Source organism: cyanobacterium endosymbiont of Epithemia clementina EcSB, from assembly GCF_029919255.1.
Classification (GTDB): Bacteria; Cyanobacteriota; Cyanobacteriia; order Cyanobacteriales; family Microcystaceae; genus Rippkaea.
On record NZ_CP123991.1, the window covers coordinates 2,370,118 to 2,389,741 of the forward strand.

Sequence of the window (19,624 nt, forward strand, 5' to 3'; positions counted from 1 at the left end):
TATAGAATAAACTCATCAAATATAAAGGAAAGAAAATTTGAAGTTAAAAATTAAAAATATCTTAAAATCTATGCGATTTTATCTTAATCAACTTCAATCGATTATTAGTATTTCCTACTATTCTATAAGCTTGTTTTAACAAAAAAAATATAATATAATATTTAATTATCTAATAATTTATACAGAAATATTTTTTGACACTAAGCCATGCGATCGATATAGCTAATTTTAATAGTCTTAATAGTCTTAATATTTATTTTCCCCAAAAAGCAGTTTTACATTCCATTTTTATTGATGTAATCTTGAGATCAGCAGTTATATTTTATAAGCCTATTTATTTCTATTTCAGTGATTTTATCAAAACAGTTAAACTATCTAATATATCTGATTTTTAATCTAAATCTTAATAATTAATTACTACTTAATTTGATTATTAGTACAACAACCTATTTAATTTAGGGCAAAGGTGATTATCCTGACGCTAATAATACAGATTACTTCCGACAATCAATATTTTATCAGGTTTATAACTTATAAAATCATAGTAACCATCACTAACAATTTATTGGGTAAGAGTATTTGTTAATCAAGTAGAAAAGAACCTAAGATTACCCGATTTATCAGTGGAGATTATCGTTGAACGTAATTTACGGACTGGCAAGATTAGTCGCGACAAGTAAAGATAATACGTCAGCAAACAAATCAGTTGCATCAGACTACTTAAGTTTTGAATTAAGGATGAAGACAGTTCTTCTTTTGTATTCAGAAATTCCCCCATATTTAACGTATTTTAGTTATACCTCTACAGTAATCTCATTAATTTTTAATATTTTTGTATATAGACAACCAAGAATATAACATAAGATTTGCTTAATGACATAGTTAAAGATAGTTGGAATACTGAAAATTGCTAATCCTGATTGAGTATATTTCTCTGAGTTTTTAACTAAGTTTTGTGGACTATAACCACTGATAATCACTAGAAACAAAGCTACAATTGAGGCAGTTAAGAGACAAAACGATCAATCGAAAATTTGACCCTATATTTTGTTAATTAGTTCTAAAATTCCTGTTAATTTTTTTTACTACTCTAAAATTTCTACTGACTTTGATTGTAAACGCGGATCGCCTCTCTGAGGTTTCCTTGATGGTTATCTAATAACTGTTGTCCTTGTTGAGCATCTAGTGCTTTCCAGTGCATTAACAAGGCTAATTTTACCCGTTTACCGCTACTTTCTAGCAAAATTTCGGCTTCTTCACGATTTAACTCCGTGAGATCTTCTAACATCTTGAGAGCGCGATCATGGAGTTTTCGATTAGTCACTGAAACATCTACCATACGATTCCCATAAACTTTCCCAAGACGTATCATCACCCCTGTAGACAAAATATTCAAGGCCATCTTGGTGGCTGTTCCAGCTTTCAGACGAGTGGAACCAGCTAAAATCTCTGGACCAGTAAGCAAGCGAATATCAATATCGACAATTATAGGGACTTGTTCAGCAGGAACGCAAGTCATGGCAATGGTGGTTGCGCCACGCTTTTTGGCAGCTTCTAGCGCACCGTGAACGAAAGGGGTGGTTCCTCCAGCACTAATTCCCACAACCACATCTTTATCCACAATCTGGCGTTGGGCAATCGCAGAAGCTCCATCTTCTTTACGATCTTCGAGATTCTCTGAACTTCTCACCAATGCAGCAGCCCCTCCGGCAATAATGCCCTGTACTAAGTCAGGATGGGTACAGAATGTGGGGGGACATTCTGCTGCATCCAAGACGCCTAACCGTCCACTAGTCCCTGCTCCAATGTAGAATAATCGTCCTCCTCGACCTAAAGATTTTGCACTCACTTCAATGGCTTGAGCTAATTTCAGTCTTGCTTGGGCAATGGCTTTGAGGGTTTGAGCATCCTCTCTATTAAACAGATCGACCAACTCTAAGGGACTTAACTGGTCTAAATTGCGACTATTGGGGTTAATCTGTTCGGTTAATAGATGGTCTCGTTTTTCTAAATAATCCATAGATTCGTTATATTAACCTTTCTAGTTGACGACGAATACGGTCGAGTTCGTCAGAAGACATGTCATAAGTTGTTTCTGGCAGAGCGTTTTTTTGGGAGATTTTTTCATTTTCCCAATCAGTGTCTACATTTGTTTCCGGAGGAATGGCTAACATTCCTTCTTTAATTAATTCATAATCATAATCTGCTTTTCGACAAAACTCTTCTACTTCTTCTGAGTTTAAAGATTCGATGGATGGGGAGGGGAAATCTTGAGCTTCGAGTAGCAAGGAGTAGCGGGTAGCATCGTCTTCAGACTCAAACATCAAAACTTTGGTGCGCTCACCCATTTGAACAGTGTGAATTCCTTCGTTTTCGGTGCGAGCATTGTACAGTAGAACATACACTTTGGCCATACAAACTCCTCCTTTCTTCAATATATTAATATTAGGTTCAAGCCTGATTCTACAACAACTTAGTTCTTGTTGCCGACTCAATGTTAATTTATGGATTTAAATTGGGTTTATCTCTTTAAATGCTTTAGCTCTAAGTCTACTACTAAAGTTTAGCAAGTCGCAGAAACATTAGTAGAATACAAGGCTAAGTCTTTAGAGATTAAAGAGTCTATTTATTCTTGAAATAAAATATAAGTTTATTCAATTAAAAGTATTTTTTACGCTGTTATTTAACACCAAATTAATATAACAAATTAATATGAATCATATTAATTTGTTATATTAATTACACATTCACTAACATAAATTTCTATATATTATACCTAATAATAGGTATTAGGTATAATATTTTTTTAGGGGGTTAGATTGTTATTAGTTTAGAGTTTATTGATAAAAATAATTAATTTTATATGTAGAGATAAAATATTAAGCTTTTTTTATGTAAATAAAATTACTTTATTTAATTTTATTTAAAAGCTATTGGCTGTTATTTTTACCTAAAAATTTAACAATTTTTAACTTAGACAATTGAGCTAAAATTACAGATATATAAATCATCTCATGAATTATGTTTACAGACAATAGAACAACCACAAATATTACTGATAAGGAACGTATGATTATTTTGCCAAATAACGAAAATAAAATTAAACAGGGTATATAAAACTTTACCAATTAGGATAGAAATTTGGGACAATTTTTAAGAATAACTCAAATTAGGCATTGGGTATTGGGTATCATTAATATTGGCTGATTGGTAGGAAAAATACTATTTATTGTCCTGAAAAAGCTGTGGACAATTAGAGTCCTTACATTTGGAAAAGTGATTGCCTATTTTTACTGAGGAACAGTGTAAAATGTTAACAGTAAATTGAGTTCTCTTAAAAAGAGAACTTATAGATTTGGGAACCTTATAAATTTTTGACTATAAAGTTTTTTGACTTAGCATTTCATTGATTAATTTTAGATGATCAGTTCAGTCTAATCGACCTTTTTTTAATTTTATTTAAATCAGAACTAATAAATTTTAAAAATTTCAGTTAGGTCAATTATTATTAAATATTTAAAATTAGAATTCTAATCTAAATCTTTAATTGTTTAATCAATTGATCCCTATTCTTCTTTTCTTTTTAAATAACTAAATTTTTGGGTTCCTTGGCGTATTCCTAAGGTAATTTTACTATGTTTTTCAATCTGATCCATCATTTGTTTGGCTCGTTTAATGACCGAATTAGGTAATCCAGCTAATCTTCCTACTTCTATCCCATAAGATTTATCTGCGCCTCCTGGACGGACTTGGTGTAGAAAAATAATTTCATGGGGTAATTCTTGTACTGTCACTTGATAATTAGCAACATTAGAAAAAATAAATGCTAATTCATTTAATTCATGGTAGTGAGTCGCAAAAATCGTTCTTCCTTGAATTTCTGTTGCTAAATATTCTGCGACTGCCCAAGCAATAGATAGTCCATCAAAAGTAGCAGTTCCTCGTCCTATTTCATCTAATAAAATCAAAGATTTAGCAGTTCCGTGATTTAAGATATTAGCGGTTTCATTCATCTCCACCATAAAGGTTGACTGTCCTGTAGCCAAATCATCTACTGCCCCTACACGAGTAAAAATGCGATCACTAATTCCTAATTTTGCGGTTGTAGCCGGAACAAAACTTCCAGTTTGTGCCATCAATTGAATCAGTCCCACTTGTCTTAAATAACAGCTTTTTCCACTGGCATTGGGGCCAGTTAAAACAATTAAATCAGGAGCATCATTGTCTTGATTGTTACCTATCAAGGTTGAATTAGGAACAAATGCACCTGCTGCCAAAAATTGTTCAACGACCGGATGTCTTCCATCGACGATTTCTATTACTCTTCCTTCGATGACTTCGGGACAACAATATCCGTGAAAAACTGCTATTTCTGCTAACCCTGATAAGACATCAATAGCCGCTACCGCTTTAGAAATATCACGAATTTCTTGGGCTTTTTTAGCTACTTTAGAACGTAATTCTGTAAAAACTTGATATTCCAACTTATTGAGATCATCTTGTGCTGTTAAAATACGAGTCTCCCGTTCTTTTAATTCAGCAGTGATGTACCTTTCTTCATTAGTTAACGTTTGTTTACGAACGTAATTATCTGGGGCCAGTTCTGCTTTACTACGAGGAAGACTAATATAGTAACCAAAAGTCTTATTGTAACCAACTTTTAGATTAGATACTCTGATTTTTTGTCTTTCTGTAACTTCTAAATTAGCTAACCATTGACGATCATCTTCAAGACGATGACGGATGGCATCTAAGTCACTGTTAATGCCATCACGAATTACACCTCCATCTTTTAAATGAAGAGGAGGAGATTCAACTAAATGGTCAATAATATATCTACCTAATTTTTCTAATCCAGGGGGAATTTTTTGCAATTTTTTAAAATAAGGAGAAGTGCCTTGAGAAGTTAATTCTACTAAATTAGTTAACCGTACTAAAGACTCTGCTAATGATAACAAATCCCGCGCGTTTGCCGTTCCTGAACCTACTCTACCGGTAATCCTTTCTAAGTCATAAATACTGCGTAATAATTGACGCAAATCTTGGCGCAATGAAGGATTTTCTACTAACTCTTTAACTGTATTTTGTCTGGCATTAATTCCTTTGATATCTAGTAAAGGTTCGATCAACCAACGACGTAAAGCTCGGCCTCCCATAGCAGTACAAGTACGATCCAAAGCCCATAATAAAGAACCATGAAAGGTTCCATCCCTTACAGTTTGGGTAATTTCAAGGTTACGACGGGTTTGATAGTCCAAAATTAGGAAATCAACCTGATTGTAAGTTCGTAGGGGTTGTAGAGAAATCTGATGGACTTTCTGGGTATCTTCGATATATTCTAATAACCCTCCCGCGGCTCGAATTGCTAGGGGTAAATGTTCACATCCCATTCCTTCGAGGGAACGAATACCAAAAGTGATCAAAAGCTGGGATTTGGCTTTATCTAAAGTAAAAGGAATTTGTGATCGCAAGGAATAACAGAAACAGTCTGGCAACCCATCAATTAGATATTCCGATTGTTCTCCAGGACGCAATAAACTATTAAAATTAGGGGCATTACTAGGAACTAAAATTTCTGAGGGTTGTAGACGCAATAATTCCAGGTTTAAATTAGCTAATTCTTGTCCCTGAGTAGTAAAAAACTCGCCAGTTGAAATATCAGAATAGGAAAGTCCCCAATGTTTTTTCTCTACTACAATAGCAGCCAAAAAATTGTTCCGCTTGGCTTGTAGCATCCCATCATCTGTTAGAGTTCCGGGAGTGAGTAATTTAGTCACTTTTCTTTCTACCATGCGCCCTTGAGCAACTGCTTGAGAAGAGTCTTCTACTTGGTCACAAATAGCCAAAGCATAACCTTTTTCTATTAACAAGCGACTATATCTTTCTAAGGCATGGTGAGGAACTCCTGTCATGGCTACTCGACCAATTTCTTTTCCTCCATCTTTACTAGTTAACGCTAATTCTAATTCCTGGGAAATTATTACGGCATCTTGAAAAAAGCACTCAAAAAAATCTCCTACCCTATACACTAATAAAGCATTAGGATATTGACATTTAACCTTCACGTAATGCTGATACATGGGGGTTAATTTCTGGAAGTCAAGATGACAATAATTAGTATGAGGAGATTTGCTTGTCCCAAGTTTTGATTGAGAATTAGGATCAGGAGAAATGGTCATAATTGAAATGGTCAGTCATCTAGTTCAGAGTTAGTATTTTGGAGTTTCGGAGTACAACTTTGTTATTCCCTCTATATTCTTATTGGGTAGTATCGGTCATAAGTTTGTTACTACGAGGAAATTTTTTCACGCTCCTCGTGTTCCTTAAGTTCTAAGTCTTCCATCGCAACTTTGTGAGGTTCTATTGTTTCAGAAGATCGTTTAGAAAATCCCCATAAAAATACCAGTGCTATAGTACTAATCATTAACCATTCAGGAGGGACAAAGTCAGTATTAATTACCCGTATTAAAAGTCTAACTCCAACTAATCCCACAGTAATAAAACCTGCATCTTCAAGGTGAGTATATTCTTCTAACCAATGGATAAACAATTCTGCTAAAAACCTTAAGGTAATTACCCCAACTGTTCCCCCTAAAAGAATTAACCAAAGATCATCAGCAATAGCGATTGCAGTGGTAACACTATCAAGAGAAAATGCTAAATCTGTGATAGCAATTGAAGGAATAGCTTGCCATAACGATTGAGATTGTAAACTGTGATGATGTTCTTTTTCTTTTTGGAAAATAAAATAATTAAACACCAACCACAGTAAATATAAGGCTCCTAATAGCTCAAATTGCCAAAAATTTATTACCCAAGTCGCTGTTAAAATTAGGGCCATTCGTAGAATATAAGCGAAAACCAAGCCTAAATTTAAAGCATATTTTTGTGATTTCCTATTCGGTAATCCTTGGGCAATAGCAGCCAAGGCAATAGCATTATCTGCAGATAAAACAGCCTCTAAAATAACGAGAACTAAAAATATCAGGATGGTTTTGAAACTAAATATAAGGGAAGAATCGACGATCTGGTCTAGCATTAAAAAATATTTACTAAATTGAGATTATTCAATGAGGGCATGAGCACAAAATTGAGCTGGAACCAAATTGATATTAATTTGACCCTTGTTTCATCATAAAGGATCTTCTCTCGGAAAAGTAAAAAGGGAAACTAAGGAGGGAAACTGAAGAGACAAAGTGTAACAGGTCCAGTAGCGATTTAAGCCTGAAATAGGTTTAGGAACTATGTAACAATAGTTCAGAAAATTTTAATGTATTAGCAATTGTGCTTAGTTTGCAGTACCTACCAGTTTAGAAGTGGCTATTATTCAAGCTCGAGAAGCGACGATACTAGCTCTCAAAAACTAAATAAGATGTATTTTAGTTGAATTAGCTACCCCTAAAATTACCTTTAAATCCTAATCTTTCAACCTAGAATGTACCTCCATATTTGAAAATCTGTCAGGTCTAAAAGTAATTTTCCTGATACAGTAGCTGCTGTATTAGCCCGTCGAGATTGGGAAGAAATCTACTTTTGGGTAACTTATTTTGGAAGTCGGTTTAAACCATTAAAACCATTAAAAACTCAGATTTCTACTCATAGAGCAAAGCTTTTTGATTGTTTCTACCTCATTGGTGAAAGTGGAAATGTTGAAAAAATTGTGTAACTTAGCAGATAATCGTACTGTAGTGTCATTGATTTCCTAATTACGAAGATGTTCTCATTGATTAGGTATTGGCTATGTCGCCTGTGAGATGCAGAAACAGTTCCTCATAAAATTAGTGCGTGTTATTTTAGACTATTAAATAGGGCTGCTATCGTCTACTCCTACAATGTGCATCTCGAACAAGGAACTAGCTATGAATTTAATTGCTGAAAAACTTCAAAAAACTATGAGGGAAACCTTAGAATTAATTGCCTCTAAAGCCGTGTATAAAAAGGTAAACAATAAGAACAACTCTTTACCTAAAAAATTAAGTTTATTGCAAATAGACCTAATTTTTTAGGAATTATAGGTCAATAAATTGGGAATTATACAGAAAAATTAAACTGATGAATTCTAATCAAACTGTTTGGATCGCTAGACATGGGAATCGTCTAGATTTTGTTAACCCTGAGTGGTTTAATACGGCTGAACGTCCTTACGATCCTCCTCTCTCTGAAGACGGAATTATGCAAGCTCAACAATTAGGAAAACGACTAAAATCAGAAAATATTGTCCATATTTTTGCCTCACCTTTTTTAAGAACTATTCAAACTGCCCATCAGATAGCGGAAATTCTTGATATTGAGATTAAACTAGAAGCGGGACTCGCTGAATGGCACAATCCTGAATGGATGAGTCAACATCCAGAAATACATCCTCCCGACTATTTAGATAAAGAATATCCTCGTATCAATTGGCATTACCACTCAAAATGTGTCCCTCAATATCCTGAAACTGAAACTAAAGTAATGCAACGAACAGGAGAAATTATTAAGCAATTAATTGCTGAATTCCCCGAGAATATCTTATTAGTTGGTCATGGGGTATCGGTGTTAGGAACTACTTGGGGATTAGTGCCAGGAACTCCTAAAATTAGGGCTGCTTTATGCTGTTTAGTTAAAGTCGTTTATGAAGATGAGCGCTGGCAATTGAAATTAAATGGTGACACTTCCCATTTGCATAAAACAGAGAGTAAAATTAGCTTTCTTTAAAAAATTTTTTTAAAAAAGTGGTGTTGCTGAACTTGTGTACAACAGATAAAAATACAAAGAAAAAATTTAACCATCAGCAACAAATTTCTCAACAGAGATAACCATGATATGGGGAGTGTTAAAATAAGTTCTGTGTTTTAACTGAAACATGCTAAATATAGTGTTTCGGTAATTCATGTTAAATTAACTCAATACAATGACAACTGAATTGAATATTAATTGTGAAGCGGTTATTAGAATGATGCTGAGACGTTTTTTCGATAAATATTCTAGAAAAAATAGCTTATCAACTCAGAAAATACATATTTTAGTGCTATTAGCTTCGCGGAGCCTTCAGTTTCCTCAATCTTGTTGGTTGGGTAGTCTTCGACGCTGTTCGGTAAAAGAGTAACAAAACCCAAGATAAATCTTTCTTGTGTTTTACATTTATCTGTTAAATTATACTTAGTTTGATTCAACTTGGATAATGTTTTTTATCAATTGTGCACCATTATGGCTGGCAATAATTCACTGATATACTGAAATCATCCTTGGATTCCAGTAGCTAACATTATTTGGGATTACTAAGTTAAAATGCCTAATCGTTAATATTTTGAGACTCAAGACAATGCCTAGAACTTAACGTAATGATAACTTCATTGATGAAAACTTTACGGTAATGGCTGATATTTTTATCCAAATCTCACCAACCAGCAAAAAAGCCAAAGAAACTTTTATGTACTACCGTGAGGTAATTTCCACTTAAGCAAATGGAGAATATACCGAGACGTTAGATAACTACTATGAAGCTCTCAAGTTGGAAGCAGCTCCTGACAGTCGTAGCTATGTCTTCTACAAGACTAACATAATTTTTTATGCCAGCAATGGAGAGCAAGCCAAAGCTTTGGAATACTATGCAAAATATGTTGCTCTTAACCCAAGATAACATCGCTGTTATTTATCACTACAAGGGAGAAAAAGCTAAAGAACGAGGGGAAGAAACAGAAGCTTTGGTTAATAAAACGACTTAATGTTGTAAACAAGCGATCTGTTTAGCTTTCAATAATCACATTGAAGTTCAAAATTGGTTTAAAATGTTAGGACCTTCAGAAATGAACGTTGTTTTCTAATGAGTATTCCTAATTCCTAGAAAAAATAAATGATTAATCGGCAACAAGTTCAAAAAATCGCTCATTTAGCAAGATTAAATATAACTCCTACAGAAGAAGAAGAATTTGCCCCTCAATTAAATAGCATTTTGGAATATTTTGATCAGTTAAGCAAACTTGATACCGAAAATGTGCCCCCAACTACTAGGGCAATCGAATTAAGTAACATTACCCGTAGCGATAGTTCAACTGTTTACAGTGACCGCGAATCCCTTTTAAAAGAAGCTCCAGAAAAAGAAGGAGACTTCTTCCGAGTTCCTCAAATTTTGAAAAGTGACGAAGAATAATCTGTATAGAACTCTAAATTTCTAAGTTGTATGTTATGCTGATAGTTAGCTCGGACCCATGCGATTGCAACGCCCAAATCTTGTCAGGACCGGAAGGTAGCAGCAATACGGGATGCTTGCAATAGGCGTGGACTCCGGGCCCCCGCCACGTGTGTGGAAATATATTTTTTCATCAGTGACAAATTGATTTCATTTAATCAAATGTCTTAATATGCACTCAGACATCATTCCTGGAATGAACCTTTGATTTACCTCCTGAGGCTGAGGATGAGTGTAGTTTGTCATTTCTATTTTTGAGTTAATACTTCAATTGCTCCTCTTTATAAGAAAGTGAACAATGAGAGTCTCCAAATCTCATAACGTTAATTAGACATCTTTAATTGAGGATGTTGAAAAGAGGTTTTACAATGCCTAACAAATTCTAATTTAATCGTAATTTCAACTAAATAATTTGACCTAATATTGTTTAAGTAAGATTGCATTTTGTAAAGCTAAAACAACCACTTAAGAGCTAAGGACATTAAGCGTTAGATTAAACCCAATAACACAACGAGAATAATTATCGATTGCAGTTTTTAACTAAAAATGATTAATATCCTTACCTTAACGATAAACTAAGTAGGCAGCTCTCGATAAACATCAAAAACGCAAATAGTTTTGTATATCTATATTGCCGCTATTATAAAGAGTTTGTTTAACTGTTCTAGTTAAATTAACTTTATTTTTAAACACTTTTCTGGTAATTTTATAAGTTTTTATTTTTATTTTTTTTATTGAATTTTATCTTCGGGCTATAAGTTAATAAAAAGTATAGAAATAATTATTATTTCTCCTATTATTTTAGTTTTGCTTTAACTAAATTACTTATGTATTATGTGCGCTCAATTCCTATTAAGGATAATTTTCATATCTATGTTTTTATTTGCCGTATTTTTTAGATTGATACCTTTTTAGATAAAATTTTCTGTTTTTTAGGACATGTATTAATCCTCGTTATTACTTTTATTCTTCTCTATTGCTAGCACTTTTACTTTGTCAAAAAAACATAGGGGTTTCAAAAAAAAAAATTATAATTACGTTTGATAGTGAACAATATAATCTGCAAATTTTTTAGTTTTTTGATGCTCTATATAAGAGCATAAGATTGTGAGTCATTATTATTTTTTTAGAGAGTTATTTGAAGTTATAAGTAAACTTTAATAGGTTTTATCTATTAATTGTATTAGCTAATTTTTTAGACAATTTAGTATCCAGTAATTGCTTTTTAAATTAAAAATTACTTTTTGAGCATAGGTTTATTTAATTTTACTTATTCTTATTGAAGGTTACTTATTTAAGTTATATAGATTGATATCAATAAAAATATTTTTTATTATCAGCATATTTTGAGTAATTTAAAAATTATTTATGCAAGTATATTTAAGTTATTTCTAGTTTCTAGAATCTTTTGATTCTAGAAATTTAAGTGCTCCCCTGACAACTAAACAGATTAATGATCTCCTTAAAGAAGAAACATCCTAGTGTGAGAATACAATCTAGTTTCCCTCTAGTTGATCACTCATTCCTTAAACTGACAGTTTCTCCATAGAAGTTATCGTATTTTTGATACAATCTACGGCATAATTGATATTTGATGTGATTTTATCGTTCATTCCCTATGATTGAAGTTGAACACCTAACTAAAATTTATGGTTCCACCGCTGCCATCCAAGATGTGAACTTCGCTGTTAAAACAGGAGAGATACTCGGTTTTTTGGGCCCAAATGGTGCGGGAAAAACTACCACCATGAGGATTTTATCGGGATATATTCCCGCCACCAGTGGAACTGCTAAAATTAGTGGCTATGACGTCCATGAACAGTCAATGGAAGTGAGACGGCGTATTGGATATCTTCCCGAAAACCCTCCTTTATATCCTGATATAACAGTAGAAGGATTTTTAATGTTTGTGGCAAGAATTAAAGGAATAGCAGCCGGAGATCGCCTTTCACGAGTTAAATGGTCGACGGAACGCTGTCAACTCGAAGATAAACGTAAAGTACTGATCCGTAAACTTTCTAAAGGGTATAAACAAAGAGTAGGAATTGCTCAAGCGATCGTTCACGATCCCCCAGCTATTATTTTAGACGAGCCTACCGTCGGACTTGATCCGAAACAAATTATTGAAGTTCGCCATCTAATCAAGAGTCTGGCTGGAGAACATACTATTATTTTGTCTACTCACATTCTACCTGAAGTTAGTATGACTTGTGATCGCGTAGCCATTATTAATAAAGGAAAAATAGTTGCCATTGATACCCCAAACAATTTAATGTCTCAATTAACCGAAAGTGGTGGGTATGAACTGGAAGTGTCAGGGGATATTTATAGCATAAAATCCCTATTAGAAGAGATTAAAGGTGTTTATAACGTTACCATTAGAGATAAAAAAAACGCTAGAAATGATCAATCAAATCACTATTTAGTTCATTTAACAGCTGATTTAAATACAGAACCGGGACGAGATATTGCAGCCTTAATTATTGACCGAGGGTTAGCCTTATATGAAATGCGTCGTACTCGTCCTACATTAGAGGATGTGTTCTTAAATTTGCTTACCGAAGAATCAGAAGTAGTCAATGACCAATAAATATATGATTTTATCTAATTTAACTGCCATTGTTCGTAAAGAATTTCAAAGTTATTTTTATACTCCTTTTGCTTATATTATTGCAGCATTTTTTTGGTTTATTTCAGGATTCTTTTTTAATGCAATTCTTGATCAATTGACCCAAGATGTTAGCTTTCTCGAACAAAGTGGACAAATTTCCCGGTCTGTTGATGTTGCTAGTCAATTTTTAGAAACTTTTTCAGGAGTCATTATTTCTCTGTTTTTAGTGCTTCTTCCTGCATTGTCTATGGGATTATATTCCGAAGAACGTAAGCGAGGAACTTTAGAACTTTTAGCCACTTCTCCAGTGAATAATTGGGTAGTTGCTTTTGGTAAACTTTTAGGAGTTATTAGCCTTCTTATCGTATTGATGGTTCCTATCTGGATCTGGGAAACTATTGTCTTCAGTGCTGCTAGTCCTCCGGTTAGTCTACAAATTATTCTCCTAACTCACTTGTCTTTATTCTTTATTTCTACAGCTATTTTGTCACTAGGGATGTTTATTTCTTCTTTAACAGATAGTTCTATATTGGCTTATATTTTGACATTTATTTTAATTCTTTTCCTTTGGATTATAGATTTAGTAGCCAATAGTATAATTGAACCTTTTAGTAGTATTTTATCGCATCTTTCTCTTTTTGATAGTTACAATGATCTCGTTAGAGGTGTTTTAGAACCTAGTAGTTTAGTTCTATTTGCAAGTTATATTTTCATTGGTATTTTTCTGACGGCTCAATCCATAGAAATTTTTAGATTTCAACGAAGTTAGAATTTACTGTAATCCGTGTATTTTCAATGAAATAGAAACGACAAAATATGTTTAAATACCACAAAGTCTTGAAATATTTATTGATTCCAGGACTAATTATGACTGTAGCCGGTTTAATCGCAGAATCTATGACCAAAAGTGGGTCAATTCTATATGTTAGTTTGATCATCACTGGAAGTGTTTTCCTTATCATTTGGCTATCCTATTTATTGATTGCTCGACGAAGTTTCTGGCAAAGAAGATCAAGCCAAGCAGGGACTAATGCTTTGGTCTCCACTTTTTCTTTAATAATTATTTTAGGAATAATTAATTTCTTAGCAGTTCGTTATTTAACCCCCATTGATTTAACAGAAAATCGACTTTTTACTATTTCTTCCCAAACTCAAAACGTTGTTAAAAATATTGATGAACCTGTCAAAGTATGGTTATTTGTAAAAGCCCCTAATCCTAGAGATAAAGACTTATTAGAAAATTATCGCCGCTACAATAAAAAGTTTAAATTTGAATTTATAGATCCTGATACTAACCTTGGATTAACCAAACAATTTAATGTTAATTCATTAGGAGATGTATACCTAGAATATAGAGATAAAAGACAGTTAGTACAAACCTTGATTCAATTTAATACTCAGGAACCTTTGTCTGAGATAAAACTAACTAATGCTATTGAAAAAATTCAGCGCAATTATATTCCTACAGTTTATTTCCTTCAGGGACATGGAGAATATTCTTTAGAAGAATCTCACGAGGACAGTATTTTTATAGCTGTTAACAGTTTAAAAAACAAGGGATATAATGTTGAACCGCTTAATTTGGTAACGTCTTCTAAGATTCCTGATGATGCAGATGCAATAATTATTGCAGGTTCTCAACGCAAATTATTTGAACAAGAAGTTAAAGCATTAGAGACTTATTCGAATCAAGGGGGAAATCTTCTTTTGTTACTTAATCCTAATATTGAGACAGGTTTAGAAACTATCCTAGAAAAATGGGGAGTTCGACTAGATAATCGTGTTGTAATAGATAGTTCAGGACGAGGAAATTTAATCGGGTTGGGTCCAGTAACTCCTTTGATTAATACCTATGGAAATCACCCCATTACAAAAGAGTTTAAGAACGGAATTTCGTTCTATCCATTAGCGCGTCCTATTGATACTATCAAAGTAGAAAATATAGAGGCAATTTCTCTATTAGTTGCCGGGGAACAAATGTGGGCTGAAAGTAACGTAGAATCTGAAGAGTTTACCTTTGATGAAACTCAAGACATTGCCGGTCCGTTTGATTTAGGAGTTGCTTTAATTCGTCAAATTGATTCAGATAAAAAGCAGAGACTTCAACTATCTCCTTCTTCTAGTCAACTAGATAAAGATTCTCCTTCAGAAATAATGGAAACTCAAGAAAATAATTCCATCTCTAAAGAAAGTTATGAAAAAATGACACCAATAAATTCTGATAAAATTGAATCTCGTTTAGTTATAATTGGTAATTCAATGTTCATTACTAATAATTTATTTAATCAACAACTTAATGGCGATGTATTTTTAAATTCAGTTCAATGGTTAGTGAGTAAAAATGATAAATCTTTATCAATCAGTCCTAAAGAAGCGAAAAATCGTCGGATAAATTTAACTCCGTTACAAGCAGGAGTATTGACTTTTCTAACATTAGTATTTTTCCCATTAGGAGGGGTTATTGCCGGTTTCATGACTTGGTTACGTAGGCGGTGAAAAATAGATTAGATAAAATATTTAATCGTAAATTAGGATCTAATAGTTTAGAAAATTTATGAAGTTACAGAAAAGAACTTGGGGTTTATTGAGCGCTGCTGTCTTTTTATGCACTGCGGTATATATTTATGAAATTAAATTTCAAAAACAACAATCACAAATTAAATCAAACAATAATGAATTGTTTGATTTCACCGAAGAAGACATAAAAAATATCACTATTAAAACTGAACAAAATACTTTAAAATTCCAACGAACTGAAGATGATAAAAAGTTTTGGAAAATGACTCAACCTAAACAAAAGACTGCTAACGATGCTACTATTTCGTTTTTAATTAATCTATTAGTTACTGGAGAAAGTGAACGCCGTTTTACAATTTCCACTAGTCAACAAAAAGATTATGGTCTGAATAAGCCATTAGCAACTATAGAAGTAATACTAAATGATGGGAGTAAACATCAGATAGTTTTAGGAAATTCTGATTTTAGTGATAGTTTTTTATATGCTAAAATAGATTCTGATAATCAAGATACAGCAGAGTTAATTATTAGTTTAGTTTCTAAAAACTATCAATATGCAATTGACAGAAAAATAGATGAATGGTTGGAAATAAATGACAATGAATCATCAAAAAGATCAGAAAATACTGAGATAAACTAAAAAAATAGTCAATTAAGTTTAGAGAATAAAAGGCTTTAAAATAAACTATTAAAATAGTTAAACACTTTAAAAAATATCCTTTTACTAGGACTAAAAAGTTACTGTAAGTTTAAGAGTTAATTAAAAACAAATATTTTGTAGACAAAGAACAAAAAGCTAAAAGTTTTGCTTTACAAGCTTGCCATAATTTCAACAACCTATTTTTATAGTAATTAATTTTTTGGAGTAATGGAATACAGTACGAATAAAAAATTAATAAATTCTAATTAACCTAGAATAGTAAATATCATTCTAAACAACTATTAAATTAAATAAAAAATAATTATACCCATTTATAAAAAAAATAAAATATTATTATTTTTCAACAAAAGTAATTAGTTAAATTTAAAAATACTAAAGATATAAATCATTTTTTATTTCTGTATTTAAGTAAATAAACCTAGCTCTATTTTACTTGAAATGATGTTTTTTATACTAACTATTTCGAGAAAAACTTTATTTGACTACCTTGGTTAAATTATATTAATTTTCGGTTATTTTTCTATTGATTGCATTAGATCTTATTTAAAATAATTTCTCTTTTATTAGATTTGGTATTAAGTTAAAAATCAGGAAAATATATGTATAATCCTTATCTGCCTGTTTATCTTAAATTTTAACTAAACTTTTCTTCTACAATAAATATTTATCTATAAACCGTTTCTATAATTGTATTTTACGGTCCTGTTACTTAGTTTGATTTTTTTAAACCTTGTAATGCTCTTCTATTTAAACATAAAATTTTTGCTCTTATTCTTGTTCTGGAGAATATTTTTTGGAACATCTATTAACTTTTATAAATCTGGCTCCTCTAATTCTATTAGATGAATTTTCAGGCGGGCTGATATCTAGTGCTTGCTCTTTTTCAACTACTTTTTTGGTCTACATTGATTTAAGCTCACTCACTTAGTGTCTCAATTTTATAAACCTATCGAACTTACTTCTAAATAAAGTAAGTTCGATAGGTTTATAAAAAGTCATAAATTAACCTTGACTACAACTTCTTAAGTATGTTTATTAATATTTTTTTTAAAAGGCTTTGTTCTACTGAATAAAAACCACCAAACTTCTGTTCCAATTAATCCTATTCCCCCCAATGTTACTAGGATCTTTAATGGCAAGGGTTGTTCGAGACGATAAAATTGACTATTGGTTTCTCTAGGTTTTATCTTAGCGTAAGAAACAGAAATATTTCCTAATACTAAACTAAGACCTATTAGGGCAAAAAAAGTTACTTTTATCTTGTTCATTAAGAGACTCCTTGTTAAGATCAAGTACATAAATTAAGTAAAGAACTGGAGTTTAAACTGAATTTAAAATGACTATCTCACTTTAATGAGTTATTTTGGATTAAAGTTTCGTAATCTTAAAGCATTTGTTACTACAGAAAAAGAACTAAAAGCCATTGCCGCTCCTGCAATCATAGGATTCAATAGCCAACCACAAAAAGGATATAAAATCCCGGCAGCGATAGGAATACCAAGACTGTTATAAATGTATGCAAAAAAGAGATTTTCTTTGATGTTCCTCATGGTGGCATGACTCAGTTGAATTGCTGTGACAATACCCCGTAAATCCCCAGAAATTAATGTTAAATCACTGGCAGCCATTGCCACATCTGTTCCTGTCCCCAGCGCTATTCCCACATTAGCTTTTGCTAAAGCAGGTGCATCATTAATCCCATCCCCAACCATTGCTACAATTTTCGGTTGTTGTTTACGGCTATTTTTTTCTTGTTGAATTTGTTCAATGATACTAGCTTTTTGATCAGGACGTACTTGGGCGAAAACTCTTTGAATACCTACTTCGGAAGCTATGGCTTCTGCCGTTTTCTGATTGTCTCCTGTTAACATCACTACTTCCAAACCCATTTTTTGCAAGGATTTAACAGCCTCTAATGACGAAGGTTTAGTTGCGTCTGCAATACCAATTAGTCCCTCAATTTGTCCATCTACAGCTATTAAAACAGTTGTTTTGGCTTCACTTTCCCATTGTTGACGGGTGGCATCCAAAGATTGAGTATTAATATTTAACATATCCATCCATCTTTGTGTACCAATTTGTACTAGTTTCCCCAAAACTTTCCCCTGAACTCCCATTCCGGCAACAGCTTCAAAATTTCTAACTTCAGGGAACGGGATCTTTACTTGTTGAGATTGAGCGTAATTAATCACTGCTTCGGCTAAAGGATGTTCAGATTTTTTTTCTAGAGCAGCCCCAAGTTTTAAGAGTTCTAGTTCATTACTATTAGCCACACCATTAACAGTAATATAGTTAGTAACACTGGGTTTTCCTTGAGTGATTGTTCCTGTTTTATCAAGAACAATAGTGTTTAATTTATGGGCTAATTCTAAACTATCCGCCCCTTTAATTAGAATACCATTTTCTGCTCCTTTTCCTGTTCCAACCATGATGGATGTAGGTGTTGCTAAACCCAAAGCACAGGGACAAGCAATAATTAAAACTCCCACTGTTGTAATCATGGCTAGGGTAACGTTCCCCATTGTATTAAACCAAATGACAAATGTCGCAATGGCAACGGCAATCACTCCTGGGACAAACCATCTGGTTACCTGATCAGCTAATTGTTGAATTGGAGCTTTACTTCCTTGAGCATCTTGTACCAACTTAACAATCTGTGCCAACATTGCATCTTTTCCTACTTTTGTTACTTTAAATTTGAAACTTCCTGTCTTATTAATGGTTGCCCCAATCACCTGATCTCCTGCTTTTTTCTTAACAGGGATAGGTTCTCCTGTTATCATTGATTCATCAATGGAAGATTCTCCCTCAACCACCTCACCATCAACAGGAATTTTTTCTCCAGGACGTACTAAAATAACATCGTTCACAACTACTTGTTCAATGGGAATATCTATTTCTTGTTGATTACAAATTACTCTGGCTGTTTTTGCTTGTAAGCCTATTAATTTCTGTATCGCTTCTGAGGTTTTTCCTTTAGCTCTCTGTTCTAAAAGTTTTCCTAATAACACTAGGGTGATAACTACAGAAACGGTTTCATAATAAACTCCTGTAGCAATGCCATGAGATTTAAAAATATTTGGAAACACAGTTATAAATAAAGAGTATAAATAGGCAACTCCAGTACCTAAAGAAACTAGGGTATCCATATTAGCAGAATGAAATTTAAAGGACTTCCAAGCCCCGACGAAAAAGTCTTTACCTACCCAAAAAATAACTGGAGTTGCTAATAAAAATTGGACTAAGAAATTATGTAAAAAAGGAGGAATCCAAGTTATTTCTAATCCTGTCATCATCGGGAGACCCCCGATGATTAATAAGATACTAATAATAGAACCGACAACAAATTTACGGATTAATTCTTGTTGTTGTGCTACTGTCGTTATTTTTTCTAAATCTTCTTCGTCCGTTTTTTCTAAAAGAGGATAAGCATCATAACCCGCGTTTCTTACTGCTTGTTGAATAACTGATAAATTAGTCTTTGTCGGATCATAGGTTACAGTTGCTCGAGAGATTGCAAAATTAACGTTTCCTAGAGTGACTCCCTCTACTTCTTGAATGACTTTTTCAATCGCAGAAGCACAACCGGCACAACTCATTCCTTGTAGTTTTAAATGACAAGTTTCCATTCGAATTATAGCTTTAGATTTTTCTAGAAAGTATT

Annotated in this window: 13 protein-coding genes, 1 other RNA gene and 1 pseudogene; 9 read left to right on the plus strand and 6 right to left on the minus strand. The window is 33.0% G+C overall.

The features are described 5' to 3' along the window. Nucleotides 1-1,099: 1,099 nt before the first annotated feature. The 4 genes from murQ to P3F56_RS07930 all read right to left on the minus strand — a co-directional run bounded on the left by murQ (nt 1,100) and on the right by P3F56_RS07930 (nt 7,039). Entirely contained in the window at nt 1,100-2,020 is a 921-nt protein-coding gene (gene murQ, locus P3F56_RS07915; protein ID WP_281152345.1) for an N-acetylmuramic acid 6-phosphate etherase, read from the minus strand. A gap of 7 nt (nt 2,021-2,027) precedes the next feature. Then, nucleotides 2,028-2,414 (minus strand): DUF3110 domain-containing protein, encoded by a 387-nt coding sequence (locus P3F56_RS07920; protein ID WP_281152346.1) that lies wholly within the window; start codon nt 2,412-2,414, stop codon nt 2,028-2,030. A gap of 1,152 nt (nt 2,415-3,566) precedes the next feature. Beyond that, nucleotides 3,567-6,179 carry a DNA mismatch repair protein MutS gene (mutS, locus tag P3F56_RS07925; protein ID WP_281152347.1) on the minus strand — a complete coding sequence of 871 codons (2,613 nt, stop codon included), beginning with the start codon at nt 6,177-6,179 and terminating at the stop codon, nt 3,567-3,569. Between the two features lie 110 nt (nt 6,180-6,289). Next, a complete protein-coding gene (locus P3F56_RS07930) occupies nt 6,290-7,039 on the minus strand; it encodes a TerC family protein (RefSeq protein ID WP_281152348.1) in 750 nt (249 codons plus the stop codon). A gap of 820 nt (nt 7,040-7,859) precedes the next feature. Between P3F56_RS07930 and P3F56_RS07935 the strand changes: the two genes are divergently transcribed. The 9 genes and pseudogenes from P3F56_RS07935 to P3F56_RS07975 all read left to right on the plus strand — a co-directional run bounded on the left by P3F56_RS07935 (nt 7,860) and on the right by P3F56_RS07975 (nt 15,939). Then, entirely contained in the window at nt 7,860-8,006 is a 147-nt protein-coding gene (locus tag P3F56_RS07935; protein WP_281152349.1) for a hypothetical protein, read from the plus strand. Between the two features lie 46 nt (nt 8,007-8,052). Further along, nucleotides 8,053-8,697, plus strand: coding sequence for a histidine phosphatase family protein (locus tag P3F56_RS07940; protein WP_281152350.1), 645 nt, complete (start codon nt 8,053-8,055; stop codon nt 8,695-8,697). 658 nt (nt 8,698-9,355) lie between these two features. Beyond that, a pseudogene (locus P3F56_RS07945) lies at nt 9,356-9,806 on the plus strand (photosystem I assembly protein Ycf3). A gap of 29 nt (nt 9,807-9,835) precedes the next feature. Continuing rightward, nucleotides 9,836-10,132 carry an Asp-tRNA(Asn)/Glu-tRNA(Gln) amidotransferase subunit GatC gene (gene gatC / locus P3F56_RS07950; protein WP_281152351.1) on the plus strand — a complete coding sequence of 99 codons (297 nt, stop codon included), beginning with the start codon at nt 9,836-9,838 and terminating at the stop codon, nt 10,130-10,132. Nucleotides 10,133-10,179: 47 nt separating this feature from the next. Then, nucleotides 10,180-10,276, plus strand: an RNA gene (gene ffs, locus P3F56_RS07955) — signal recognition particle sRNA small type. Between the two features lie 1,513 nt (nt 10,277-11,789). After that, on the plus strand, nt 11,790-12,761 hold the full coding sequence (locus tag P3F56_RS07960) for an ABC transporter ATP-binding protein (RefSeq protein WP_281152352.1): 972 nt from the start codon (nt 11,790-11,792) through the stop codon (nt 12,759-12,761). 4 nt (nt 12,762-12,765) lie between these two features. Continuing rightward, nucleotides 12,766-13,551, plus strand: a complete 786-nt coding sequence (locus P3F56_RS07965; protein ID WP_281153770.1) for an ABC transporter permease — start codon at nt 12,766-12,768, stop codon at nt 13,549-13,551. Between the two features lie 98 nt (nt 13,552-13,649). Further along, nucleotides 13,650-15,278, plus strand: coding sequence for a GldG family protein (locus P3F56_RS07970; protein WP_281152353.1), 1,629 nt, complete (start codon nt 13,650-13,652; stop codon nt 15,276-15,278). Between the two features lie 58 nt (nt 15,279-15,336). Then, nucleotides 15,337-15,939, plus strand: coding sequence for a DUF4340 domain-containing protein (locus P3F56_RS07975; RefSeq protein ID WP_281152354.1), 603 nt, complete (start codon nt 15,337-15,339; stop codon nt 15,937-15,939). Between the two features lie 1,043 nt (nt 15,940-16,982). Here the strand turns inward: P3F56_RS07975 and P3F56_RS07980 are convergent. Together P3F56_RS07980 and P3F56_RS07985 are read right to left on the minus strand one after the other, a co-directional pair. After that, a complete protein-coding gene (locus P3F56_RS07980; protein WP_281152355.1) occupies nt 16,983-17,228 on the minus strand; it encodes a hypothetical protein in 246 nt (81 codons plus the stop codon). 90 nt (nt 17,229-17,318) lie between these two features. Further along, the gene (locus tag P3F56_RS07985; protein WP_281152356.1) at nt 17,319-19,589 is read right to left on the minus strand and encodes a heavy metal translocating P-type ATPase; all 2,271 of its coding nucleotides are present in this window, start codon (nt 19,587-19,589) and stop codon (nt 17,319-17,321) included. Nucleotides 19,590-19,624: the final 35 nt, after the last annotated feature.